Here is a 23,521-nt window from a genome sequence, read left to right on the forward strand (position 1 = left end):
GCGTCTATGAAGTCTCCATTGCCATGGTTGAAGCGGCGCCTGTCAGGGCGAGCAGATTCGGAACACGCACAGAATCTGATCCGCATCATCATCACCACACTGTTCATTTCGTACCTGGGATGGCGCTATCAGCACACCCACGGCGATACGTTGATGGCCACCTGGTTGATCCTGGTCTGCGAGTTGCTGGTCTCGTTGGGGCTGATGGTGGCGATCCTGCTGCGTCCGCAGGTGTCGCATACGCGCCGGCTGATCGGCATGCTGCTCGACTACACCTGCACCGGCGCGATCATGGCCATACAGGGCGAGCCAGCCTCGCCGCTCTATGCGGTGTGCATGTGGGTGACCATCGGCAACGGTCTGCGCTACGGCAGCAACTATCTACGTGCGGCGACCGCAATGGGCAGCCTGTGTTTTCTCAGCGCTATCCTGATTTCACCTTACTGGAAAGCCAATCCCTATCTGAGTTGGGGTTTGTTGTTGGGCTTGATTGCGGTGCCGCTGTATTTCGACTCGCTGTTGCGTGCCATGACCCGTGCGGTGCGCGAAGCACGCCATGCCAACCAGGCCAAGAGCCGTTTCTTGGCCAATATGAGTCATGAGTTCCGCACGCCTCTCAACGGGCTGTCGGGCATGACCGAAGTGCTGGCGACCACGCGCCTGGACGCCGAGCAGAAGGAGTGCCTCAACACCATCCAGGCATCTGCGCGCAGCCTGCTGTCGCTGGTGGAAGAGGTGCTGGATATTTCGGCGATCGAGGCCGGCAAGATCCGTATTGATCGCCGCGACTTCTCGCTGCGCGAAATAATCGGCTCGGTCAACATGATCTTGCAGCCGCAGGCCAAGGGTCGCCGGCTGGAGTACGGCACGCAGGTGGCCGACGACGTGCCGGACCTGCTCAAGGGCGACACCGGTCATCTGCGTCAGGTGCTGCTCAATCTGGTCGGCAATGCGGTCAAGTTCACCGAGCACGGGCATGTGTTGCTACGTGTCACGCGCGTGTCCGGTAGTGCCGACGAGTCCGTCCGGCTACGCTTCGATGTCGAAGACACCGGCATCGGCGTACCGATGGACATGCGCGCGCGGCTGTTCGAGGCCTTCGAGCAGGCCGATGTCGGGTTGTCGCGTCGTTACGAGGGCACCGGCCTGGGCACCACGATCGCCAAGGGCCTGGTGGAAGCGATGGGCGGCAGTATTGGATTCAAGGAAAATCAACCAGGTGGCAGCGTGTTCTGGTTCGAGCTACCGATGGCGATCGGCGAGCCACTGAAATCTTCGCCCGCACGGGTGCAGACCGGAGCGCTGGTGGATGCGCACGACGAGTTGGAATCCTCCAACGTCATCGCGTTTTCCAACCCGTTCTTGCGTCATCGCGCGCGCGTGCGCAGCATGCGCATGCTGGTGGCCGACGACCACGAGGCCAACCGTATGGTGCTACAGCGGTTGCTGGAGAAGGCCGGGCATAAGGTGCTGTGCGTCAACGGCGCCGAGCAGGTGCTCGATGCGATGGCCGAAGAGGATTTCGACGCGGTGATTGTGGATCTGCACATGCCGGGCATGAATGGCCTGGACATGCTCAAGCAATTACGGGTGATGCATGCCAGCGGCATGCGCTACACGCCGGTGGTGGTGCTCAGCGCCGACGTGACGCCCGAAGCGATTCGCGCTTGCGAACAGGCCGGGGCGCGTGCGTTTCTTGCCAAGCCGGTCGTGGCGGCCAAGTTGCTCGACACCCTAGCCGACCTGGCTGTGAGCACCCGGCCGTTGGCGACGCCGGCAACCACGGTGCAGGTGGCGACAAGTTCCGAAGGCGTGCTCGATTCCAGCGTGCTGGACGAACTGGCCGCGCTGGGCATGGGCGAGGAATTCGAACGGCAGTTTGTGCGCCAGTGTCTGGAAGATGCACAGAACTGCGTGGGTCACATTGAACGCGATGGCATGCGCTCGGATTGGGAACAACTGCGCGAGAGCGCGCATGCCTTGCGCGGCGTGGCCAGCAACCTGGGTCTGGCGCAGGTTGCCAGCAGCGGTGGCGAGCTGATGCGCATGGCCGACTGGCAGCTGCAGGCAGAATGGCGGCTGCAGCTGTCTGCAGTGCGCGAGCAATTGAACGCGGGAAAGGATGCACTCAACGCTCGCGTGCAGGGCGTCAAGGACGGCGAGTGCTCCCCCCGTAGTAACGAATAGACCGCCGCGCATCAGCCCGCGTCTAGCCCTGAGCGACGCGACTGCGCGCGCACCAGGCGGTCCATGGTACGCAGTGATTTCTCGCCGAGTTGCATGGCGGTGTCCACCCAGATTTCGGTGATGCGCATCATCTCCTCAAGCGGCACGGCGGTAGTCATTTCGCGCACCTGTTGCATCGCTGCCCACGCATTTGGCTTGCGCTTGCTCTCGCGGATCACATGTTCCACCGCAGCCACGCCTTGGCCACGCGGTACCACGCGATCGACCAGCCCCATGCCGAGCAGCTGTTCGGCCGAATACAGGTTGCCCTCGAGCATGATCTTTTGCGCCAGTTGCGCACTGATGCGCTGGCACATGAAAGAGTAGGCCCCCATGCCCGGGAACAGGTCGAACAGCACTTCGGGCAGCCCCATCATCACCCCTTCCTCGGCAATGATGGTATGGCAGCTCAGTGCCGCTTCGAACCCGCCGCCAAGCGCATTGCCCTGGACCAGCGCAATGCTGTGCGCATGCGCCCCCAGACCGACATGAAAGGCATGCACACCGCGGACGCAGCGTTGGGCGTAGTCGAGCAGGCGTACGCGGTCGCCTTCGCGAATCAGTTGGCCAAACAGTGACAGGTCGCCACCGAGGTTGAACACGTTGCTGTCCGATGCCAGCACCACGTGCGGCGCCAGTACACCGGCGGTGTTCAAGCGTTGTCCCAGGTTGGTTTGGTAGCCGGTGATGTCGTCGACCAAACGTGTCGAGAAACAGGCCCGCCCCGGGTTGATGGCCAAGTCGGCATGCATATGGATCCAATACACGTCACGCTGCGGTTCTTCGATGATGCGTAGGGTCGAGCCGATGTCGGTGCGGATGAAGGGTTGAACTGCAGACATGGTGGTTCTCCGAGAGACCGTCCGGCCGGCCGCCTTGCGGACGGAGATAAGGGTGAACGCCTGAGCGTGCGCCGACATCGGATTCTATGCGTGCAAAAGCAAGCGCCCGCAAGGCCTTGCGGCATTACGGGCGTCATGACGACTGAACGTCTTCAACTCTGCCGTCGCGCGGTGGGCTAGGCCTTCGGCGCATCCCGCAGTTCGCGGCGCAGGATCTTGCCGACGTTGGTTTTGGGCAATTCCTTGCGGAATTCGATCACGCGCGGCTGCTTGTAGCCGGTCAGATTGGTGCGGCAGTGCGCCTTCACGTCGTCGGCGGTGAGGGCTGGGTCCTTCTTGACGATCACGACCTTGACGATTTCGCCGGACTTTTCGTCCGGTACGCCGACCGCCGCCACTTCCAGCACGCCGGGCATGGTGGCGATCACGTCTTCGATTTCGTTCGGGTAGACGTTGAAACCGGACACCAGAATCATGTCCTTCTTGCGGTCGACGATATAGACGAAGCCTAGCTCGTCCATCCGCGCGATGTCGCCGGTGTGCAGCCAGCCATCCGCGTCCATCACCTTGGCGGTTTCGGCGGGCTGCTTCCAATAGCCCTTCATCACCTGCGGGCCCTTGATGCACAACTCGCCAATCTCGCCGATCGCCAGCTCCGCACCGGCGTCGTCCTTGACGCAGGCATCGGTGGCGGGAATCGGCAGGCCGATCGAGCCGTTGTAGTCTTTCAGGTCCATCGGGTTGATGCAGGCGGCCGGCGAGGTTTCGGTCAGACCGTAGGCCTCGACCAGGGTCAGGCCGGTGACTTTTTTCCAGCGCTCGGCCACCGATCGCTGCACGGCCATGCCGCCGCCCAGGGTCATCTTGAGCGAGGAAAAATCGATCTGGTCGAACCCGGGCGTGTTGAGCAGGCCGTTGAACAGCGTGTTGACGCCGGTAAACGCAGTAAAGCGGGTCTTCTTCAATTCCTTGACGAAACCGGGCATGTCGCGCGGATTGCTGATCAAGTGATTGCAACCGCCGATCTTCATGAAGACCAGACCGTTCGCCGTCAGCGCGAAGATGTGATACAGCGGCAGTGCGGTGATCACGACCTCGGCGCCTTCTTCCAGCTTGCCGGTGCCGGACAGCCACTGGTGCGCCTGCTGCATGTTGGCGACCAGATTGCGGTGGGTCAGCATCGCGCCCTTGGCAACGCCCGTGGTGCCGCCGGTGTACTGCAAAAACGCGATGTCGTCCGGTTCGATCTGCAGCGTCGGCACGCTGTGCTTGCGGCCCAGCGCCAGTGCATCGCGGAAGCGGATGGCACCGTTGATGCGGTAGTCGGGCACCAGCTTCTTGACGTATTTGACGACAAAATTGACCAGCACCGCCTTGGGAAAGCCGAGCATGTCGCCCAGCCCGGTGGTGATCACCTGCTTGACCGGCGTGTCGGCGATGACCTGCTGCACGGTGGTGCCGAAGTTGTCGATGACCACCAGCACGCTGGCGCCTGAGTCGATCAGCTGGTGCTTCAACTCACGCGGGGTGTAGAGCGGGTTGACGTTGACCACGGTCAGGCCGGCACGCAGGATGCCGAACGTCGCAATCGGATACTGCAGGCAGTTGGGCATCATCAAGGCGACGCGGTCGCCTTTCTTCAATTGCAGCTCGCCGAGCAGATAGGCAGCGAACTGTTCGACCAGTTGGTCCGCTTCGCGATAGGTGATGGTCTTGCCGAAGCTGTGATACGCGGGACGATCGGCAAAGCGCGCGACGGATGTCGCGAAGACTTCGGCAACGGTGCGGAACTGCTCCAGATCGATTTCGGCGGCAACGCCGGCCGGATAACTTTGCAACCAAGGACGTGCCTGATTCATCTGCCCCCCTCCAGGGAATTTAGTACGTGACGCGGTGTGTTCCACGGCACTACAACACCTGGCAGCATAACGTCATGGATGGAAAAGGCGAAGCGTGATGCACGGCAGCATTCGGCAGTGGAAGTGGCGCTGGTGGCTGGTCATTTGTGCGGTGCTCCTGGCCGCTTGCGCGCGCGATGTGCCGGAGCAGCGCCTGCGTGCGACCTTGCAAGACATGCATGCGGCGATTGAAGCGCGCGATATCGGCGATGCGATGGCGCCGGTATCCGCCGATTTCGTTGGCGAAAACGGTCTGGACGCGGCCGGGTTGCGACGCTTGATGCAGCTGCAGATGCTGGGCAATCGACAGATCGGCGTCACCGTGGGCCCGTTGGAGGTAGAGCTGCGCGGGCAGACGGCGACCGTTCGCTTCACGGCCTTGCTCACCGGTGGCAGTGGCGGCTGGGTGCCCGAGCAGGCGCAGACCTATCAGGTGATCACCGGCTGGCGGCTGCAGCACGGCGATTGGACGCTGTACCACGCGCAATGGGAACCGGCTGGGCAGTGAGGGCGGTTGGGTGCCGCGCATGCGGACCACAACGCCACCAACCACGAGAAACGAGCCGCAACATGAGGCGACGACGCAGTAGACGAATGCGTTGCTGCCTGCCAAGCACGAGCAGTGCATCGGCAGCCCGCGGCATGCGTCTGGCTCCGGTCACACCGGCACCGGACCCAGACACGACATTCCCGCCAATCGGCGGGAATGTCGGTCCAGCGTAAGACGCCAAGGATCAGGCCGTCTTGCGTGCAGCCAGCTGGCGCAGCACGTACTGCAACAGGCCGCCGTGCTTGAAGTACTCCACTTCCTTCGGCGTCAGCAACAGCACCTTGACCTGGAACTGCTTGACGCTGCCATCGGACTTCCTGGCATCGACGGTGGCACGACGGCTGGCGCCATCCTGCAGGCCGGTGATGTCCAAGACCTCGGAGCCATCCAGACCCAGCGTCTGCGCGTTTTCGTTTTCCAGGAACTGCAGCGGCAGCACGCCCATGCCGACCAGGTTGGAGCGATGGATGCGCTCGAAGCTCTCTGCGATCACCGCCTTGACCCCCAGCAGGTTGGTGCCCTTGGCCGCCCAGTCGCGCGAGGAGCCGGTGCCGTATTCCTTGCCGGCCAGCACCACCAACGGCACGCCATCGGCCTTGTACTTCACCGCCGCGTCGTAGATCGCCAGCTTTTCCGGCTGACCGCCAGCTGCTGGGTAATACAGCGTGTTGCCGCCTTCTTCGCCACCGAACATCAGGTTCTTGATGCGGATGTTGGCGAAGGTGCCGCGGACCATCACATCGTCATTGCCGCGGCGGCTGCCGTAGCTGTTGAAGTCGGCTGGTTGTACGCCGCGTTCCTGCAGGAAGCGTCCTGCAGGCGAATCCTTCTTGATGTTGCCGGCCGGCGAGATGTGGTCGGTGGTGATCGAGTCGCCGAACAGGCCCATGATGCGCGCGCCGTGCACGTCCTCCACATGGCCGACCTGCATGGTCATGCCATCGAAGTAGGGCGGGTTCTTGATGTAGGTGGATGCGGCATCCCATTCGTACAACGCGCCATCGGGAGAGGCGATGGTGTTCCAGCGCGAATCGCCCTTGAACACATCGGCGTAGTTCTGCTTGAACATCTCCGGGCCAACGGTCGCGGCGATGGTGTCGCCGATTTCCTTGTTGCTCGGCCAGATGTCGCGCAAGTAGACCGGCTGACCGTCGCTACCGGTGCCCAGCGGCTCGGTGGTGAGGTCGATGTCGGTGGTGCCGGCGATCGCATAGGCGACGACCAGCGGCGGGGAGGCCAGATAATTCATTTTGACTTCGGGATGCACGCGGCCTTCGAAGTTGCGGTTGCCAGACAACACCGATGCGACAACCAGATCGTCCTTGGCGATCGCGGCGGACACGTCTTCCGGCAGCGGGCCGGAGTTGCCGATGCAGGTGGTGCAGCCGTAGCCAACCACGTAAAAGCCGAGCGTTTCCAGGTCGGCCAGCACGCCGGCCTTGCTCAGATAATCGGTAACCACACGCGAGCCCGGCCCAAGCGAGGTCTTGACCCACGGCTGCGCCTTCAAGCCCTTGGCGGCCGCGTTGCGTGCCAGCAGGCCGGCACCGAGCATCACCGCCGGGTTGGAGGTGTTGGTGCACGAGGTGATGGCAGCGATGACCACCGAGCCATCGCGCAGCTGCCAGCCGGCGCCGCTGTCGGCCGCGCCTTCGGCATGGGCCGCCTTGGCGCCGACTGCGGTTCCGCCGCCGCCTTCGTTCTTCAGGCGATCTTCCTGCTTGATGTCGCCCAGCCGCTTGCTGCGCGCCTCGGCGAATGGCTTGAGGCTTTCGCGGTAGTTGGACTGCATGTCTTCCAGCAGCACGCGGTCCTGCGGACGCTTGGGGCCGGCCAGCGACGGCTTGACCTCACCCATGTCCAGTTCCAGCGTGGCGCTGTACTGCGCCGGCGGGGTGGTGGCGTCGTGCCACAGGCCCTGCGCCTTTGCGTAGGCCTCCACCAGCGCAATCTGCTCTTCGCTGCGGCCGGACAGGCGCAGGTAGGTCAGCGATTCTTCGTCGACCGGGAAGATGCCGCAGGTGGCGCCGTATTCCGGTGCCATGTTGCCGATGGTGGCGCGGTCGGCCAGCGGCAGGTGCTGCAGGCCCTCGCCGAAGAACTCGACGAACTTGCCCACCACGCCGGCCTTGCGCAGCATCTGGGTGACGGTGAGCACCAGATCGGTGGCGGTGGCGCCTTCGGGCAGTTTGCCCGTGAGCCTGAAGCCCACCACCTGGGGAATCAGCATCGACGAGGGCTGGCCCAGCATCGCGGCCTCGGCCTCGATCCCGCCGACGCCCCAGCCCAGCACGCCAATGCCATTGATCATGGTGGTGTGGCTGTCGGTACCGAACACGGTGTCGGGATAGGCGACCAGGGTGCCGTCCTTGTCCGCGCTCATCACCACGCGGGCGAGATTTTCCAGGTTGACCTGGTGGACGATGCCGGTATTGGGCGGCACCACCTTGAAGTTCTCGAACGCCTTCTGGCCCCAGCGCAGGAAGCCGTAGCGTTCCTGGTTACGCTGGAATTCGATCTTGCCATTGAGGTCGAGCGCGTCGGGCTTGCCGAACACGTCCACCTGCACCGAGTGGTCGATGACCAGCTCGGAGGGAATCTGCGGGTTGATCTGGTCGGCGTCGCCGCCCAGCTTGACCACCGCATCGCGCATCGCGGCCAGGTCGACCACGCAGGGCACGCCGGTGAAATCCTGCAGCACCACGCGCGCGGGCATGAAGGCGATTTCGATATCAGGCTCGGCCTTGGGGTCCCATTTTGCCACTGCCTCGATGTGGTCCTTGCCGACGGTCACACCGCCGTCCTCGTGCCGGAGCAGATTCTCCAGCAGGATCTTCATCGAGTAGGGCAGGTGGGCAATATCGAAGCGCTCGCCCAGTTTGGGCAGGCTGTAATAGTCGTAGCGCTTGCCGTGGACCTCGAACGAGGCGCGGGTGGAAAAGGAATCGCTCATGCATCACTCCTATGGCGTCGAAGGCTTTAGGTAGGCGCTTATTCTGAGCGATTCAGTGTGTACGCACGGTGTGTCCGAGTCGATCTGCCTGCTTGAGTACGACCGTCCAAGTACGTATCATGCATGCATACTTTCTGGAGCATGCTCATGGAAGCCACCGTTGCCGAACGCGGACAGATCACGCTGCCCAAGGCCGTGCGCGATGCCCTGGGCCTGACCAAGGGCACCACCCTCAAGATCGAACTCGATGGTGGGCGCATCATCTTGCGTAAAGATGTCAGCGAAGCGCTGCGCAAGGTGCGCGGCAAGTTCAAGCTGGTCGATGGCCTGACCAGCACCGACGAGGCCATGCGCGCCATCCGCGGCCGCGCGCCCGGGGACCCGTTCGACCCATGATCGCCCTGGATTCCTCGGTGTTGCTGGACATCCTCATCGGCGACCCGGTGTATGGCGAGGTGTCGGAAATCTGCATCGGCGATGCATTGGCGCGCGACGAAGTCGTGGTCTGCGATGCGGTGGTGGCCGAAGTGCTGGCCATGCTGGACACCCAGGTCGACCTGATGGAAACCCTGGCCTCGATCGGGGTGCGCTACGAAGCCACCCAGGAAGCGGCGGCGGTGCGCGCCGGCCATATGAACAAGCGCTTCCGTGCACGTGGCGGCAAGCGCGAGCGGGTGGTGGCGGATTTTCTGATCGGCGCCCACGCGATGCTCCAGTGCGACGGGTTGATCACCCGCGACGAGGGCTTCTTCCGCGACTACTTCAAGGGTTTGAAGATCACCGTCCCCAAGCCCGTTGCCTGATCCACGCCTTCTGATCCACGTCTGACGTTTTTACACATTCACTGCTGTCCTTTTGGAGAACCCGCATGTTGGAAGCCTACCGCCACCACGTTGCAGAGCGCGCCGCGCTCGGTATCCCGCCGCTGCCGCTGACCGCGCAGCAGACCGCCGAGGTCATCGAGCTGTTGAAGGCTCCGCCCGCCGGCGAAGACGCCTTTTTGGTCGAGCTGCTCAGCCAGCGCGTGCCGGCCGGCGTCGACGACGCTGCCAAGGTCAAGGCCTCGTACCTGGCCGCGCTGGCGTTCGGCACCGAGACAACCGCGCTAATCAACCCCACGCGTGCGACCGAGCTGCTCGGCACCATGCTGGGCGGCTACAACATCCAGCCGCTGATCGACCTGCTCGACAACGCCGAGCTGGGTGCCACCGCCGCCGAGGCGCTCAAGCACACCTTGCTGGTGTTCGATGCCTTCCACGACGTGCAGGAAAAGGCCGACGCCGGTAATGCGCACGCCAAGGCCGTGCTGCAGAGCTGGGCCGAGGGCGAGTGGTTCACCAGCAAGCCGGAAGTGCCGCAGAGCCTGACCGTCACCGTGTTCAAGGTGCCGGGCGAGACCAACACCGACGACCTGTCGCCGGCCCCGGATGCGACCACGCGCCCGGACATCCCGCTGCATGCGTTGGCGATGCTGAAGAACACCCGCGAAGGCGCGGCGTTCGTGCCGGAAGAAGACGGCAAGCGTGGCCCGATCCAGGCCATTGCCGACCTCAAGGACAAGGGCCATCTGGTGGCCTATGTGGGCGACGTGGTCGGGACCGGTTCTTCGCGCAAGTCGGCGACCAACTCGGTGCTGTGGTGGACCGGCGAAGACATTCCGTACATCCCCAACAAGCGCTTCGGCGGCGTGTGCCTGGGCAGCAAGATCGCCCCGATCTTCTACAACACCATGGAAGATGCCGGCGCGCTGCCGATCGAGCTGGACGTGTCGCAGATGGAGCACGGCGACATGGTCGAGCTGCGTCCGTATGACGGCAAGGCGCTGAAGAACGGGCAGGTGATTGCCGAGTTCGCGATGAAGTCGGACGTGCTGTTCGACGAAGTACGCGCCGGTGGCCGCATCCCGCTGATCGTGGGCCGTGGCCTCACCGCCAAGGCGCGCGAGTTCCTGGGCCTGCCGGCCTCGGATCTGTTCCGCCTGCCGATGGACCCGCCGGACACCGGCAAGGGCTTCTCGCTGGCGCAGAAGATGGTCGGCCGCGCCTGCGGTTTGCCGGAAGGCCAGGGCATGCGCCCGGGCACCTATTGCGAGCCGAAGATGACCTCGGTGGGCTCGCAGGACACCACCGGCCCGATGACCCGCGACGAGCTGAAGGACCTGGCCTGCCTGGGCTTCTCGGCCGATCTGGTGATGCAGTCGTTCTGCCACACCGCGGCTTACCCCAAGCCGGTGGACGTCAAGACCCACCACACGCTGCCGGAATTCATCTCCACCCGTGGCGGCGTGTCGCTGCGTCCGGGCGATGGCGTGATCCACAGCTGGCTCAATCGCATGCTGCTGCCCGACACCGTGGGCACCGGCGGCGACTCGCACACCCGTTTCCCGATCGGTATCTCGTTCCCGGCCGGCTCCGGCCTGGTGGCGTTTGCCGCCGCCACCGGCGTGATGCCGCTGGATATGCCCGAGAGCGTGCTGGTGCGCTTCAAGGGTGAGATGCAGCCGGGCGTGACTCTGCGCGATCTGGTCAACGCGATCCCGCTGTACGCGATCAAGGACGGTCTGCTGACCGTGGCCAAGCAGGGCAAGAAGAACATCTTCTCCGGCCGCATCCTGGAAATCGAAGGCTTGCCGAACCTGAAGGTGGAGCAGGCGTTCGAGTTGTCCGACGCCTCGGCCGAGCGTTCGGCGGCCGGTTGCACCGTGCACCTGGACAAGGCGCCGATCATCGAATACCTGACCAGCAACATCACGCTGCTGCGCTGGATGATTGCCGAAGGCTATGCCGACGCGCGCACCCTGGGCCGCCGGATCAAGAAGATGGAAGAGTGGCTGGCCGACCCGCAGCTGCTGCAGCCCGATGCCGATGCCGAATACGCGGCGGTCATCGAGATCGACCTGGCCGACATCCATGAGCCGATCGTGGCGTGCCCGAACGACCCGGACGACGTCAAGACGCTGTCCGAGGTGGCCGGCGCGGCGATCGACGAGGTGTTCATCGGCTCGTGCATGACCAACATCGGCCACTTCCGTGCCGCGGCCAAGCTGCTGGAAGGCAAGCGCGACATCCCGACCCGCCTGTGGGTGGCACCGCCGACCAAGATGGACGCCTCCGAGCTGACCAAGGAAGGCCATTACGGCACCTTCGGTGCGGCGGGTGCGCGCATGGAAATGCCGGGCTGCTCGCTGTGCATGGGCAACCAGGCGCAGGCCCGCGAGGGCGCCACGGTGTTCTCCACCTCCACGCGTAACTTCCCCAACCGTCTGGGCCGCAACACCAATGTGTACCTGGGCTCGGCGGAACTGGCGGCGATCTGCTCGCGCCTGGGCCGGATTCCGACCAAGGACGAGTACATGGCCGATGTGGGCGTGATCAAGACCAGTGGCGAGCAGATCTACCGCTACATGAACTTCGATCAAATCCAGGAATATCAGGACGTGGCGGACACCGTCGCGGCCTGATCCAGCGGATCAGGTGCACCCCAAAACGCCCGGCAGTGCCGGGCGTTTTTCGTTTATCGGGCAATGACTTCGCGTCGTTTGGAGCGTGATGGCGTCAAAACAAATCGCAGTTAAACCATTTGTCGCACCGCAACAAAATTCTGAAGTGCAGAGGTCTAGAGTTCGGCCGCCCTCCCATTTATGTCGATGCCGATGCCCTCTTGCACGATCGCAGGTCAAACACTCCATTACACGCAGCACGGTCACGGGTTTCCGATCCTGCTCGGCCACAGCTACCTGTGGGACGCAGCAATGTGGGAGCCGCAGATTCAGGCGCTGTCGCAGCACTACCAGGTGATCGTTCCTGAGCTGTGGGGTCACGGGCAATCGGGTGAATTGCCGCAAGGCACGCAGGCAATCGACGATCTTGCCCGGCAGATGCTTGGTCTGCTGGACGCGCTTGCGCTGCCGCAGTGCGCGGTGGTGGGTCTGTCGGTGGGCGGTATGTGGGGCGCCGAGCTTGCTTTGATGGCGCCGGAGCGCGTGCGCAGCCTGGTGTTGATGGATACCTTCCTGGGCGCCGAGCCGCGGGCCACGCGTGCGCGTTACTTCGGCATGCTGGATGCGATCGAGGCGGCCGGGCAGGTGACGCCTGCGCTGATCGAGGCGATCGTGCCGATCTTCTTCCGCCCCGGCATCGATCTGACCTCGGCATTGCCGGCCGCGTTCGCGCAGCGCCTGGCGGCGATGACCGCCGAGCAGCTACGCACATCGATCGTGCCGCTTGGCCGGTTGGTCTTCGGCCGTGCCGACCGATTGGATGCCCTGTCTGGGCTGGATCCCGCCAATACCTTCCTGCTCGGTGGCGATGCAGATATTGCGCGGCCGCCTGAAGAGTTGTGGATGATGGCCGAAGCGATCTGCTGCGATTACGAGCTGGTGCCCGATGCCGGGCATATCGCATCGCTGGAAAACCCGGCGTTCGTCAACGCGCAGTTGCTCGGGTGGTTCAAACGCACCTTGTCGTGAGCTTGGAGCGGGCAGGGAGCGCGTGGAATGACGCGCGTGCCTTTACTCCCCAGCCCGCTTCGATAGGGTGAGATGGCTTGTAGCTGCTTCCTTCTCCCGTCGGAGCTTCAGATGTGTTTCCTTCTCCCGTCGGGAGAAGGTGCCCGTAGGGCGGATGAGGGTAGGTTTCGGCGGGATTTGTGGGTGGCCGTACCCTCACCCCAACCCCTCTCCCGGTGGGAGAGGGGCTTGTAAGCGCTGCAGCCGTCTACGCGCTGCGGTCGCGTAAGGCCTGCGGTCGTCTGGATGTTGCGTGGTTACGGTTGCGCGCTTAGCCAGGCTTCCAGTGCCGGGGCCGGGAGGGGCCGCGAGAACAGGTAGCCCTGCAGGACTTCGCAGCCCAGGTCGGCCAGGAACAGGCGCTGTGCTTCGTTTTCGACGCCTTCGGCGACGACGTGCTTGCGCAAGTGTTCGCCGATGCGCAGCACCGAGGTGGTGAGGGCGCGTGCGTCTTCGCTGTGTTCGATATCGCGTACGAAACTCATGTCCAGTTTGAGTTCGTCGATCGGCAGGCGGTGCAAATGGCTCAGGCTGGAATAACCGGTGCCGAAGTCGTCCAGCGATAACGAAATGCCGGCTTCGCGGATGGCGTGCAGGTTTTCCAGCACGCCCGGCTGGCCGGACAGCATCACGCTTTCGGTCAATTCCAGGGTCAGGTCGGACGCTTGCACGCCGGTGTCGGCGATCAACCGAAGCAGGTCGGGGAGCATGCGCGGGCTTTCGAAGCCGCTGGCCGACAGATTGACCGAGACGCGCGTGACCGGCACGCCGCGCAGACGCCAGTCGGCCACCTGTTCGCAGGCGCGCCGCAGAACCCAGGCGTTGAGCTGCGGCATCATGCCTTGCTCTTCGGCGACCGGCAGAAACCGTGCGGGCGAAATGGCGCCCAGCTGCGGATGATTCCAGCGCAGCAACGCTTCCACGCCGTAGAGCGCGTGCGGCGCGGCGCTATGCAGTTGCGGCTGGTAGTGCAGCTGCAGTTGGTCGCGGCCAATGGCCTGGCGCAGTTCCGCTTCCAGCGCCACGCGCTCTTGCGCCATGCGATTCATGTCGGAGCTGAAGAAGCGGAACCGTCCGCCGCCTTCCTTCTTGGCGCGATTCATCGCCAGGTCGGCATGCCGCAGCAGGATGTTGATGTCGCGCCCGTCTTCGGGAAACATCGCCACGCCGATGCTGGCCGAGGGATGCACGGTCATATGGCCCACCGACAGCGGGCCGGCGATGGTGCCAAGCAGACGCTCGGCCGCGGCGCTGGCCTGCTCGGCGCTGCACTGCGGCAGGGCCAGTGCGAATTCGTCGCCGGCCACGCGCGCCAGCATGGCGGTGGCCGCGAGCTGGTCGCCGATGCGCAGCGCGATGTCGCGCAGCAGGCCGTCGCCGGCCGAATGGCCCTGACTGTCGTTGATCAGCTTGAAGCGGTCGATGTTGATGAACATCAACGTGACCGGCTCGGCGGCGTATTCGGCCTGGGTCAGCGCCTGCTCGGCGCGCGCGCTGAACATGATGCGGTTGGGCAGGCCGGTCAGCGCGTCGTAGAACGCGAGTTGATGCACGCGTTGACGGATCTGCTCGCGCTCCAGTGCCAGCGTGCACAGCTGCTGGCACAGTTCGGTCAGCCGTACGTGCCAGGCATCGGCACGTTGCGGCTTGCGGTAATACAGCGCGAAGGTGCCGAGCACGCGCGAGCTATTGGCGCGGATCGGGGTGCTCCAGCAGGCGCGCAGACCCATCGGGATCAATAGGTCGCGGTAGCCGGTGAACAACGGGTCGGTGGCGATGTCTTCCACCATCACCGCACGGCCGCGCCAGGCCGCGGTACCGCAGGCGCCTGCACTGGGGCCGATCTTCAGACCGTTGACGGCGTCGGCATACTCGGGCGGCAGACTCGGCGCGGCCAGCGAATGCAGGCAGCCCTGGGGATCGGCGCTCATGACGGTCGCCAACACCTCCGGCGCGATGCGTTCGACCTCGGTGCAGATCAGCGTCATCACCTCGATCAGCGGGCGCTCCTGCACCAGCGCTTCCAGCACGCGGTGCTGCAGCACTTCGTGCATCTTGGTGTCGGTGATGTCGGTCAGCACCGCCACGTAATGCGATGGATTATGTCCGGCGTCGTAGATCGGGTTGAAATTGAGCGAGATCCACAACGGCGAGCCGTCCTTGCGATAGACCAGCAAGTCGGCACGGGTCTGCTGCAAGGCATCGGCGCGATCGCGGATGCGTGCAATCTGGCCCTGATCGCTCTGCGCGCGGGTCAACACATCCGACGGGCGCTGGCCGACCACCTCGGCTTCGGTGTAGCCGAACATGCGCTGGAAGCCATCGTTGGCGTAGAGCAGGCGAGATTGCAGATCGCAGATGAGGATGGCACTGCTGCTGCCATCCAGCGCTTCGGCCAGCAGGCGCGAACGACGCTCGTCCGGCGCTTCGCCGGGTTTGGCCATACCGGCGGTGAGCGGGGCGGGCCTGATCTGCCCGGCCGTGCGCGCCTGGTCGAATGGGCCGACCGATGACGTATCGCCGACCAGCTCCGCTGTCGCCCATGCATCCGTCGCCGTGCTCGCGACGGTGTCCGGTGCGCCGGCGTGCGGCGGCAGATCGGTCGGATGCGGGGGCGGGGCGCGCATGTGCGATCAGCGCGCTTGTGCCGACAGTGCGATCAGGCGTTCGGCGACACGGTCCAGCGGTACCACTTCCTGGGCGGCGCCCAGCTTGTAAGCGGCACCGGGCATGCCCCAGACCACGCTGCTGGCTTCGTCCTGCACCAGCGTGGGCGCGCCGGCCTGCAGCATTTCCAGCAGGCCGCGCGCACCATCGTCGCCCATGCCGGTGAGAATGGCGCCGACCGCGTTGGGGCCGGCGTTGGCGGCAACCGAGCGGAACAGCACATCCACGGCCGGCTTGTGGCGGTTGACCGGCGGGCCATCGTCGATACGGCAGCGCCAACGCGCACCGTCGCGAATGATGCGCAGGTGCTGGCCGCCCGGCGGCAGATAGGCGTGGCCGGGCAGGATCGCTTCGCCGTCGCTGGCCTCGCGCACCGACATCGCCGAGTGGCGATTGAGGCGCTCGGCGAATGCGGTGCTGAAGCTGGCCGGCAGATGCTGGGTCATCACCACCGCCGGTGCATCGGCGGGCATGTGTTCGAGCACCACGCGCAGGGCTTCGGTGCCGCCGGCGGAGGCGCCGATGGCGATCAGCCGGTCGGTGGTGCGGAAGCGCAGCGCGCTGCCGGCTACCGGCGCGGCCTGCATGTCCAGGGTCACCTTAGGCGTGCTGGGGCGATGCAACGCGCTGACCTTGGCCTTGGCGGCCATCTTGACCTTGCTGACGATTTCTTCGGCATAGCCTTCCAGCCCACGCACGACGTCGATCTTGGGCTTGGACACGAAGTCCACCGCACCCAGCGACAGAGCCTGCAAGGTGGTGTCTGCGCCGCGCTCGGTGAGCGATGAGATCATCACCACCGGCGTCGGGCGCAGACGCATCAGGTTTTCCAGAAACACCAGGCCGTCCATGCGCGGCATTTCCACGTCCAGCGTGATCACGTCCGGGTTGAGGCGTTTGATCTTCTCGCGCGCCAGGATCGGGTCGGCGGCCGAGCCGATGACTTCGATACCGGGATCGCGCGAGAGGATCTCGGTGAGCATCTGACGGACCACCGCCGAGTCGTCGACGATCAGTACACGAACGGGAGTTTCCAGCGTCATTCGAACAACTCCACTCCACCGGTGACCGGTGCTTTGGACAGACGGGCGCGCACGGCCGATTCTGTGGCGGCGACTTCGGCTTCGTGCGCATGCGGCAAGCGCTGCACGACTACCCGGCCGGTCGTCGGAAAGAACCACACCTTGCGCGGATGGATGCCGCACAAATCTTCGGCAATGATGGGGATGTGTTCGGCCTGCAGGTACTGGCGCACGAACTCGGCGTTGCGGGTGCCGACCGGGTTGCTGGTGAAGCCCTTGAGCACGTTGGCGCCGCCGAAGACCTTGGCTTCGATGCGTTTGCGATGCGCGCCGCGCTTGAGCATGTCGTTGATCAGCAACTCCATCGCATAACTGCCGTAGCGCGCCGGTGCACCGTCGCCGACCTGACCTTCGGGCAGCAGAAAGTGATTCATGCCGCCGATCTTGAGCACCGGGTCGCGCAAGCAGGCCGCAACGCACGATCCCAAGGTGGTCGTCAACGCGGTGTCGTCGTCCACCACCAGATACTGGGTAGGCAGCAGCTTGGCGGTGATGGTCTGGAACCGCGAATCGCGGTAGCGCATCACGTCGTCGACTTGCACGGCGGTACTCATGCAGATGCCCCCGTACGCGGGGCACGCCGATACAGCGTGCGCCCGCACGGCTGGATCAGATCGGCCGCGTGCAGGTAATTCTCCGAATGCCCGGTATAGAGCAGACCGTCGTCGCCCATGTGACTGACCAGACGCGACAGGATGCCGCGCTGGGTCGGTTTGTCGAAATAGATCATCACGTTGCGGCAGAACAGCGCCGCGTACGGGCCGCCGACGTCGTAACGCGGTGACAGCAGATTCAACTGGCGGTATTCGATGAGTTGGCGCAGCGCCGGGATGACCCGGCACTTGCCTTCGTTGGCGCCGCTGCCGCGCTGGAAATACTTGCGCTTGATCGCCGCATCCAGCGAGGCGACGCGGTCGATGGCGTAGACGCCGCGCGAGGCGGTTTCCAGCACCTGGGTGTCGACGTCGGTGGCGACGATGCTTACCGGCGGGGTCAGCGTGCCGAATGCTTCGCAGGCGGTGATGGCGATGGAGTAGGGCTCCTCGCCGGTGGAGGCGGCGCACGACCAGATCTTCAGGGGCGCCTGCGAGGCGCGCTTCTGCAACTCTTCGCGCAGTTTGTCGAAGTGATGCGGCTCGCGGAAGAACGAGGTCAGGTTGGTGGTCAGTGCGTTGGTGAACGCCTGCCATTCTTCTTCGTCGTTGCCGGCTTCCAGCTGGTCGATGTACTCGCGAAACGAGCGCAGCCCGAGCACGCGCAGGCGGCGCGACAGGCGGCCGTACACCATGTCGCGCTTGGCCGGTGCCAGCGAGATGCCGACGCGCTGGTAAATCAGGTCGCAAACGCGCTTGAAGTCGCGGTCGCCGAAATCGAATTCGCGCGTGTCTGAAGCGGGAGTCGTAGTCGTCATATCCATACACGTCGGGAGCTATAACGTGGTATCGGCCATGTGGCCGTCCAACTGAAGCACCAATCCATCGCTATCTGCGGCAGGGTTCGCTATCGCATCAGCGCTGCAGTGCGGCGGCGTGCATGGGCAAAGCGGCGGGGTGAAGGCTGCCTGTCGTTGCGAGAGGCAGAAACACAACGCCCCGGCAGTGCCGGGGCGTTGTGGGTGACAGCGGTGACTTGGAGCGGTTACCAGAACGTAGCGAGCAGTCGCCAGGTAGGTGCGGACGGCGCGGAGGAGGCGGAGTGTCCGCGTGGTACCTGCCGCACCGGCCGCGCCCGCCTGGCGCCTGTACAGCCCTTCTGTTGGCTGCTCTTAGAACTCCTGCCAGTTACCGTCGGCCAGTGCGGCCTGCGGCTTGGCAGCACGCGCTGGGCCTGCGGCTGTCCGCACGGCCGGCTTGGCCGCGGTCTTGACCGCCACCGGACGCGAGGGAACCGGGCGCAAATGCGCTTGCGCAACCGCGGCCGATTCGTCCAGCTTGAACACCGACACCGCTTCGGCCAGCTGGCCGGCCTGCTCTTCCATCGAGCGGGCGGCGGCAGTGGCTTCTTCCACCAGCGCGGCGTTTTGCTGGGTGGTTTCGTCCATCTGGGTGATGGTCTGATTGACCTGCTCGATGCCGGCCGACTGTTCCTGCGAGGCCGCAGAAATCTCGCCCATGATGTCGGTCACGCGCTGCACGCTGGCCACGATCTCGGCCATGGTCGCACCGGCCTTGCGCACCAGCGCCGAGCCTTCGGCCACCTTGTGCACGGAGTCGTCGATCAATCCCTTGATCTCCTTGGCCGCACCGGCCGACCGCTGTGCCAGCGTGCGCACTTCGGAGGCGACCACTGCGAAGCCACGGCCCTGTTCGCCGGCACGTGCCGCTTCCACCGCGGCGTTCAGCGCCAGGATGTTGGTCTGGAACGCAATGCCGTCGATGACCGAGATGATGTCGGCGATCTTCTTGGACGAGGCTTCGATGCCGGACATGGTGGTGACCACCTGCGACACCACATCGCCGCCCTGCGAGGCCACACCAGTGGCGCCGATGGCCAGCTGATTGGCCTGACGTGCGCTCTCTGCGTTCTGCTTGACGGTGGAGGTGAGCTCTTCCATCGAGGCGGCGGTTTCTTCCAGATTGGCGGCCTGCTGTTCGGTGCGGTGCGACAGATCGCTATTGCCCGAGGCGATTTCGCCGGCGGCCGAGTTGATCGCACTGGACGAGAGCTTGATGCGACCGACGATATCGGCCAGTTGCTCGGCGGTGGCATTGGCATCATCGCGCATCTGCGCGAACACACCGCTGAACTGCCCTTGCATGCGCACGGTCAGGTCGCCGCGCGACAGCGCAGACAACAACGCAGAGATCTGCTCCAGGCTGCCGGCATTGGCATCCAGCAAGCCGTTGAGCTGCTGCGCCAACTGCAGGAAGAAGCCCTGCTTGCCGTCGGTTTCGACGCGGCCGCTCATGTCGCCGCTGGCCGCAGCGCGCACGATGCGGGCGACTTCTTCTTCGACCTGGACTTCGATGGTGCGGTCGCGCCATTCGCAGACTTCGCCGGTGGTTTCGCCTTGCTCGTTCTTGATGCCGGTGACGGTCTGCGCCAGCACCACTTCGCCGAAGCGCTCTTCGAAGCTGGTGACGCCGTCGCGTTCCAGCGCAGCGATGGCCTTGCGCACGGTCGCATCCGACAGGCCCAGGTAGCTGATGTGCTGGCCGATGACCTTGCTTGCATCGAACTCGGGCGATGCCAGGCGGATGCTGCTTTCGTACTGCGCAACGATCTTCTTGAACGCGTCGTTGGCGTAGATCATCACGCGATCGGGATCGGTGATGAAGGTGCCGGTGGACGACTTGTCCAGCGCGGTGCGGATGCGCAGGTTCTCGTCGGCGATCTTCTGGTCGCGTTCGATACGCTCCTTCAGGTCGCGCTGCATGCGCTGCATGGAGCGCATCAGTTCGCCCACTTCGTCCTTGCCGTGCGCGTTGATCTGGCCATCCAGCTTGCCGCCGGCGATCTCGGTGGCGGTGCTCACCGCGCCGCGCATGCTGCGCACGATGGAACGGGCGAACAGGAACGCCAGACCCAGGCCACCGGCAATGCCGATCAGCAACACCACCAGGGTCAGCGAGACCGAGGTTGCGTGGACCTTTTCGGCCTTGGTCTTGGCGGCCTGTGCCAGCAGATTATCCTCGGCGATCAACGCAGCCAGCGAATCCTTGGCCTTGTTGTGCAGGGTGCGGGTCTCGCCGACAAAGGTGTCGATGGCATCGTCGGGGAGATTGAGCTCGATCATTTCATCGACGCTGGCGTACGAGGCCGAGGCCTTCTTCCAGTCGGCCACGAACACGTCGAAGAGTTTTTTCTGTTGCGGGCTTTCGATCAGGCGGGGGTAGCCCTTGATCGTTGCGTCGATTTCGCCGTTGAGCCGCTTGGCGCGGACCTTGGCTTCCTGCTTGACCGCATCGCTGGCACGCACCAGATTTTGATAAGACGCATTCCGGTATTCGCCGAGCATGCCGCGCAGATCGCCGGCTTCGCGCACGCTGGACATGGTGTTGCCGGCCAGATCGCGCGTCACGTTGTTGAGCGAGGCCAGGCCCGAATACGCGATGATTCCCTGCACCAGCATGATCAGCAGCACGATGCCGAACGCCAGCATCAGCCGCGGCATCAATTTCAGATTATTGATCCATTGCATTGACACGATTTCCCCGTAAAAGTCAGTCCGCATAATCCAGACAGCAGATCGCCACGCATGGGCGTGGCGATCTGCTGTGCGATTACTTGATGGTGGCGAGCTTCAGGCTGGCCGGGGAGCTGACTTCGATTTCGGCGCGCGAGCTGTCGCGCTGGATCTTGCCCAGGACGCAGACGTCCTTACCTTCCAGTGATTCCGGGGCAAAGCTGAACTTACCGCGGTTGGCGCCGTCGATACGGGCCGAGAAGGTGTGGCGCGGGAACATGCCGCCCATGTACAGGAAGGTGGGTTCGCCTTCCGAGCTTTGCGCGTACTTGGCCTTTTCGACCTTGCCGCAGACCATGCCGTCCTTGCCGACGAAGCGGGTCGCCATCTCCGGCGGAATCATTTCCTGCGATTGAGCCGACAGCGTGGGAGCAACGATCACCAGAGCAGCGACGGGGAGGAGCGAGAGCAGAAACTTCATTGGGGATTCTCCAGAATCAAAAGTCGAACGGTGACCCGCTTGTGTACGCGGGCTTCTATTCAGCTATCGGCTAACTGGGGTTCAACTTGAATCCAAAAAGTGTGAATTGCATCTCACTTCTATTTAGCGGTGCGTCTCGTGTCAGGACGCTCCCCACACCTGATGGTGGTATGCGCGTTGTGCATAAATCATTACGGCCGTCAGATGGCTGCCGGGTATGCAGGCGTCGCGATGCACACCTGCTGCATCGCCGCGCTTGCCCACCACCGCATCCCTCTGACGACCGCAGGCCGCCGCACCCAACCACCTTGAATCAGGCGGCTTCTTCAGCCAGCTGCTGCTGACCCAGCTCGGTGCTGTCCAGCAAGGTTTCGATATCCAGCAGGATCAGCATGCGATCGTCCTGGGTGCCGATGCCGGAGATGAAGCGGGTGTCCACCGAAGCGCCGAACTCGGGCGTCGGGCGGATCTGATCGTCGTTGAGCGGGATCACGTCCGAGACGCTGTCCACCACGATGCCGACCACGCGGTCTTCGACGTTGAGCACGATCATCACGGTGAAAGCGTCGTAGCGCGCTTCTTTCAGGCGCAGCTTCAGGCGCAGGTCGATCACCGGCACGATGGTGCCGCGCAGGTTGATCACACCCTTGATGTAGTCGGGCGCGTCGGGCAGACGGGTGACCGAATCGTAGCCGCGGATTTCCTGCACTTTCAGGATGTCCACGCCGTAGTGCTCTTCGCCCAAAGCGAAGCTGAGGAATTCACCACCGGTGCCGGTGGCAGTGCTTTTGTCGTTCATGAAAACTCCAGGCGTTGCGGCTGAGTGTCAGGTTGCGGCACTAGGTTGAAAAGGCTGCCATAGCAACATCGGCGCGGCGCTGTGCAACTTTAGGTATGGGGCTGTTGTGGTGCGGGCGGGTTCAGAACACGCCGCTCTTGCGCGCGTTGCGTTGGCGGTCGACCCGAAAGATGTAGCGCTGGATGGTTTCGTCGGCGCCACGCGGCAGATCGCTGAACTGCAGGCCGACGCGGAAGCCTTCGCTGCCATTGGGCAGGGTCTGCTTGTCTTGGCTGCACACCGTGAGCGGCAGGGCGATCGGTGCGACGTCGGGCAGGTGCAGCGTGCAGTCGCGATAGGTGCGGTGCGGCTCCAGCAAGGGCATGCCGGCGGTGAGCGACACCGCCAGGCCGCCGCTGCTGATGTCGATCACGCGCAGCTGCAGGTTGAGGTTGCCGCCCTGGGCTTCGTCCTGGCGGATGATGCACACGGGCGAGTCGGTGATCGGCGTTTCCAGCCGGTACGATTCGCGGCGTTGCATGTGGTACATCGCGTCCGGCAGCTCGGCGCGGAAGGCGACGTGGATGTCGCGCTCGATGCGTTCGGCCTTTTCCAGCCGGAAGCGCACGTTGACCCGCTCCAGTTGCGCGTAGCAGAGCAGGTACTTGGCATCTTCGATGGCGCGGTTGGAGGTGTCGTTGTGGCTGCCGTCCAGAATCACGCAATCGTCGTCTTCATCGATTTCGAGCACGGCGGTAGGCACGGCCATGTCGCGGCCGGCCACATGCATGGTCACCACGGCGCGTTGATCGAGCAGCTGGCGCAGCAAGCCACGGATCTGCCGTTTGTTGCGCAGCAGATAGCGTTCGTCACCTTCTGCAAGGTGATCGTCGTGGTCCAGCTCTGACTCTGAGGTATCGCCTTGGGACATGGGCACAAGCACAGTGGTAGCGGGAAAGCGCCCGGAGGGTTGTCCCGGCGTCGCCTTGATATCGGCGGCAAACCCAAATCTTTAACAGCGGCTGACAAAACTCGTACGCCTGGCGCTGCTAATGACCTGTCGCGATGGAGCTTTCGACGCAGCAACCATCAAGGTTCTGGCGCGCGATGTCTTCGTTCTTCGGCAAGACAACCAGCCACCTGCCTGGTGCGGGGCCCTGGCCGCTTGCGGGATCGATGGCGGCATGGATGCCGCCAAGGACGGGTTCACGGCGTGTCCCGCGAGCGCTGAGGGCACCGCGCCCTCGAGGTCTTTGCGTCTGCTGCAGGGCCCTTGCCCGCTCACCATCACAGGACACGCTGCAAGTACGTTCTTGTAAGCTCCGTGGCGGCATCCATGCCGCCAAGGGTCCTGCGACGGTGAGCGGGCAAGGACCAGTCGAGACGGTCGGTGCACAGCGTCTCAACAGAG

General features: G+C 64.1%; 17 protein-coding genes and 1 other RNA gene. 6 read left to right on the forward strand and 12 right to left on the reverse strand.

What is annotated here, in order from left to right; genetic code table 11:
• Positions 1 to 6 precede the first annotated feature (6 nt).
• The gene (rpfC, locus tag ACCQ06_RS10880; RefSeq protein ID WP_104615481.1) at positions 7 to 2,187 is read left to right on the forward strand and encodes a sensor histidine kinase RpfC; all 2,181 of its coding nucleotides are present in this window, start codon (positions 7 to 9) and stop codon (positions 2,185 to 2,187) included.
• An 11-nt stretch (positions 2,188 to 2,198) separates the two neighbouring features.
• Here the strand turns inward: rpfC and rpfF are convergent, their stop codons facing one another.
• Together rpfF and rpfB are read right to left on the reverse strand one after the other, a co-directional pair.
• Positions 2,199 to 3,068, reverse strand: coding sequence for a diffusible signal factor synthase RpfF (gene rpfF / locus ACCQ06_RS10885; RefSeq protein WP_104615482.1), 870 nt, complete (start codon positions 3,066 to 3,068; stop codon positions 2,199 to 2,201).
• 176 nt (positions 3,069 to 3,244) lie between these two features.
• Positions 3,245 to 4,927, reverse strand: a complete 1,683-nt coding sequence (gene rpfB / locus ACCQ06_RS10890) for a fatty acyl-CoA ligase RpfB (RefSeq protein WP_104615483.1) — start codon at positions 4,925 to 4,927, stop codon at positions 3,245 to 3,247.
• 97 nt (positions 4,928 to 5,024) lie between these two features.
• Here rpfB and ACCQ06_RS10895 point away from each other — a divergent pair, with 97 nt between their 5' ends.
• On the forward strand, positions 5,025 to 5,474 hold the full coding sequence (locus ACCQ06_RS10895; RefSeq protein WP_104615484.1) for a Cif family virulence factor: 450 nt from the start codon (positions 5,025 to 5,027) through the stop codon (positions 5,472 to 5,474).
• 226 nt (positions 5,475 to 5,700) lie between these two features.
• On the opposite strand, the gene acnA is transcribed toward ACCQ06_RS10895, so the two are convergent.
• Positions 5,701 to 8,469: an aconitate hydratase AcnA gene (gene acnA, locus ACCQ06_RS10900; protein WP_104615485.1), complete on the reverse strand. Its 2,769-nt coding sequence runs from the start codon at positions 8,467 to 8,469 to the stop codon at positions 5,701 to 5,703.
• Positions 8,470 to 8,616: 147 nt separating this feature from the next.
• Here acnA and ACCQ06_RS10905 point away from each other — a divergent pair, with 147 nt between their 5' ends.
• The 4 genes from ACCQ06_RS10905 to ACCQ06_RS10920 all read left to right on the forward strand — a co-directional run bounded on the left by ACCQ06_RS10905 (position 8,617) and on the right by ACCQ06_RS10920 (position 12,937).
• A complete protein-coding gene (locus ACCQ06_RS10905) occupies positions 8,617 to 8,865 on the forward strand; it encodes an AbrB/MazE/SpoVT family DNA-binding domain-containing protein (protein WP_016903180.1) in 249 nt (82 codons plus the stop codon).
• Positions 8,862 to 9,272, forward strand: a complete 411-nt coding sequence (locus ACCQ06_RS10910; RefSeq protein ID WP_011259444.1) for a type II toxin-antitoxin system VapC family toxin — start codon at positions 8,862 to 8,864, stop codon at positions 9,270 to 9,272. Before ACCQ06_RS10905 ends, ACCQ06_RS10910 begins: the two co-directional genes overlap by 4 nt.
• Before the next feature lie 65 nt (positions 9,273 to 9,337).
• Entirely contained in the window at positions 9,338 to 11,929 is a 2,592-nt protein-coding gene (gene acnB / locus ACCQ06_RS10915; RefSeq protein ID WP_316692413.1) for a bifunctional aconitate hydratase 2/2-methylisocitrate dehydratase, read from the forward strand.
• 192 nt (positions 11,930 to 12,121) lie between these two features.
• Positions 12,122 to 12,937 (forward strand): alpha/beta fold hydrolase, encoded by an 816-nt coding sequence (locus tag ACCQ06_RS10920; protein WP_316692414.1) that lies wholly within the window; start codon positions 12,122 to 12,124, stop codon positions 12,935 to 12,937.
• A gap of 296 nt (positions 12,938 to 13,233) precedes the next feature.
• Here ACCQ06_RS10920 and ACCQ06_RS10925 read toward each other — a convergent pair whose 3' ends face one another.
• The 9 genes from ACCQ06_RS10925 to ACCQ06_RS10965 form a co-directional block, all read right to left on the reverse strand.
• Complete coding sequence (locus tag ACCQ06_RS10925) at positions 13,234 to 15,603, reverse strand: EAL domain-containing protein (RefSeq protein WP_104615489.1); 2,370 nt, start codon at positions 15,601 to 15,603, stop codon at positions 13,234 to 13,236.
• Between the two features lie 6 nt (positions 15,604 to 15,609).
• Complete coding sequence (locus ACCQ06_RS10930) at positions 15,610 to 16,686, reverse strand: protein-glutamate methylesterase/protein-glutamine glutaminase (protein WP_104615490.1); 1,077 nt, start codon at positions 16,684 to 16,686, stop codon at positions 15,610 to 15,612.
• Entirely contained in the window at positions 16,683 to 17,279 is a 597-nt protein-coding gene (gene cheD, locus ACCQ06_RS10935; protein ID WP_005993860.1) for a chemoreceptor glutamine deamidase CheD, read from the reverse strand. Before cheD ends, ACCQ06_RS10930 begins: the two co-directional genes overlap by 4 nt.
• A complete protein-coding gene (locus ACCQ06_RS10940; protein WP_104615491.1) occupies positions 17,276 to 18,142 on the reverse strand; it encodes a CheR family methyltransferase in 867 nt (288 codons plus the stop codon). The genes cheD and ACCQ06_RS10940 overlap by 4 nt, the downstream gene beginning before the upstream one ends.
• Before the next feature lie 219 nt (positions 18,143 to 18,361).
• Positions 18,362 to 18,437, reverse strand: a non-coding RNA gene (locus ACCQ06_RS10945) — sX9 sRNA.
• Between the two features lie 53 nt (positions 18,438 to 18,490).
• On the reverse strand, positions 18,491 to 20,866 hold the full coding sequence (locus tag ACCQ06_RS10950; RefSeq protein ID WP_316692415.1) for a methyl-accepting chemotaxis protein: 2,376 nt from the start codon (positions 20,864 to 20,866) through the stop codon (positions 18,491 to 18,493).
• An 82-nt stretch (positions 20,867 to 20,948) separates the two neighbouring features.
• Positions 20,949 to 21,332: a hypothetical protein gene (locus ACCQ06_RS10955; protein WP_005993867.1), complete on the reverse strand. Its 384-nt coding sequence runs from the start codon at positions 21,330 to 21,332 to the stop codon at positions 20,949 to 20,951.
• Between the two features lie 313 nt (positions 21,333 to 21,645).
• Positions 21,646 to 22,131: a chemotaxis protein CheW gene (locus ACCQ06_RS10960; RefSeq protein WP_005993869.1), complete on the reverse strand. Its 486-nt coding sequence runs from the start codon at positions 22,129 to 22,131 to the stop codon at positions 21,646 to 21,648.
• A gap of 121 nt (positions 22,132 to 22,252) precedes the next feature.
• Complete coding sequence (locus tag ACCQ06_RS10965; protein ID WP_316692416.1) at positions 22,253 to 23,041, reverse strand: flagellar brake protein; 789 nt, start codon at positions 23,039 to 23,041, stop codon at positions 22,253 to 22,255.
• Positions 23,042 to 23,521 lie beyond the last annotated feature (480 nt).

The organism is Xanthomonas sp. NCPPB 4467 (assembly GCF_041475665.2).
GTDB classification, from domain to species: domain Bacteria; phylum Pseudomonadota; class Gammaproteobacteria; order Xanthomonadales; family Xanthomonadaceae; genus Xanthomonas; species Xanthomonas dyei.

Bases quoted from the DNA above. Each gene is read 5' to 3' on its own strand.
- acnA (WP_104615485.1), bottom strand. From the start codon at position 8,469: ATGAGCGATTCCTTTTCCACCCGCGCCTCGTTCGAGGTCCACGGCAAG.
- ACCQ06_RS10930 (WP_104615490.1), bottom strand. From the start codon at position 16,686: ATGACGCTGGAAACTCCCGTTCGTGTACTGATCGTCGACGACTCGGCG.
- ACCQ06_RS10955 (WP_005993867.1), bottom strand. From the start codon at position 21,332: ATGAAGTTTCTGCTCTCGCTCCTCCCCGTCGCTGCTCTGGTGATCGTT.
- ACCQ06_RS10940 (WP_104615491.1), bottom strand. From the start codon at position 18,142: ATGGATATGACGACTACGACTCCCGCTTCAGACACGCGCGAATTCGAT.
- acnB (WP_316692413.1), top strand. From the start codon at position 9,338: ATGTTGGAAGCCTACCGCCACCACGTTGCAGAGCGCGCCGCGCTCGGT.
- cheD (WP_005993860.1), bottom strand. From the start codon at position 17,279: ATGAGTACCGCCGTGCAAGTCGACGACGTGATGCGCTACCGCGATTCG.
- ACCQ06_RS10895 (WP_104615484.1), top strand. From the start codon at position 5,025: ATGCACGGCAGCATTCGGCAGTGGAAGTGGCGCTGGTGGCTGGTCATT.
- rpfF (WP_104615482.1), bottom strand. From the start codon at position 3,068: ATGTCTGCAGTTCAACCCTTCATCCGCACCGACATCGGCTCGACCCTA.
- ACCQ06_RS10905 (WP_016903180.1), top strand. From the start codon at position 8,617: ATGGAAGCCACCGTTGCCGAACGCGGACAGATCACGCTGCCCAAGGCC.
- rpfB (WP_104615483.1), bottom strand. From the start codon at position 4,927: ATGAATCAGGCACGTCCTTGGTTGCAAAGTTATCCGGCCGGCGTTGCC.
- ACCQ06_RS10950 (WP_316692415.1), bottom strand. From the start codon at position 20,866: ATGCAATGGATCAATAATCTGAAATTGATGCCGCGGCTGATGCTGGCG.
- rpfC (WP_104615481.1), top strand. From the start codon at position 7: ATGAAGTCTCCATTGCCATGGTTGAAGCGGCGCCTGTCAGGGCGAGCA.
- ACCQ06_RS10920 (WP_316692414.1), top strand. From the start codon at position 12,122: ATGCCCTCTTGCACGATCGCAGGTCAAACACTCCATTACACGCAGCAC.
- ACCQ06_RS10965 (WP_316692416.1), bottom strand. From the start codon at position 23,041: ATGTCCCAAGGCGATACCTCAGAGTCAGAGCTGGACCACGACGATCAC.
- ACCQ06_RS10925 (WP_104615489.1), bottom strand. From the start codon at position 15,603: ATGCGCGCCCCGCCCCCGCATCCGACCGATCTGCCGCCGCACGCCGGC.
- ACCQ06_RS10910 (WP_011259444.1), top strand. From the start codon at position 8,862: ATGATCGCCCTGGATTCCTCGGTGTTGCTGGACATCCTCATCGGCGAC.
- ACCQ06_RS10960 (WP_005993869.1), bottom strand. From the start codon at position 22,131: ATGAACGACAAAAGCACTGCCACCGGCACCGGTGGTGAATTCCTCAGC.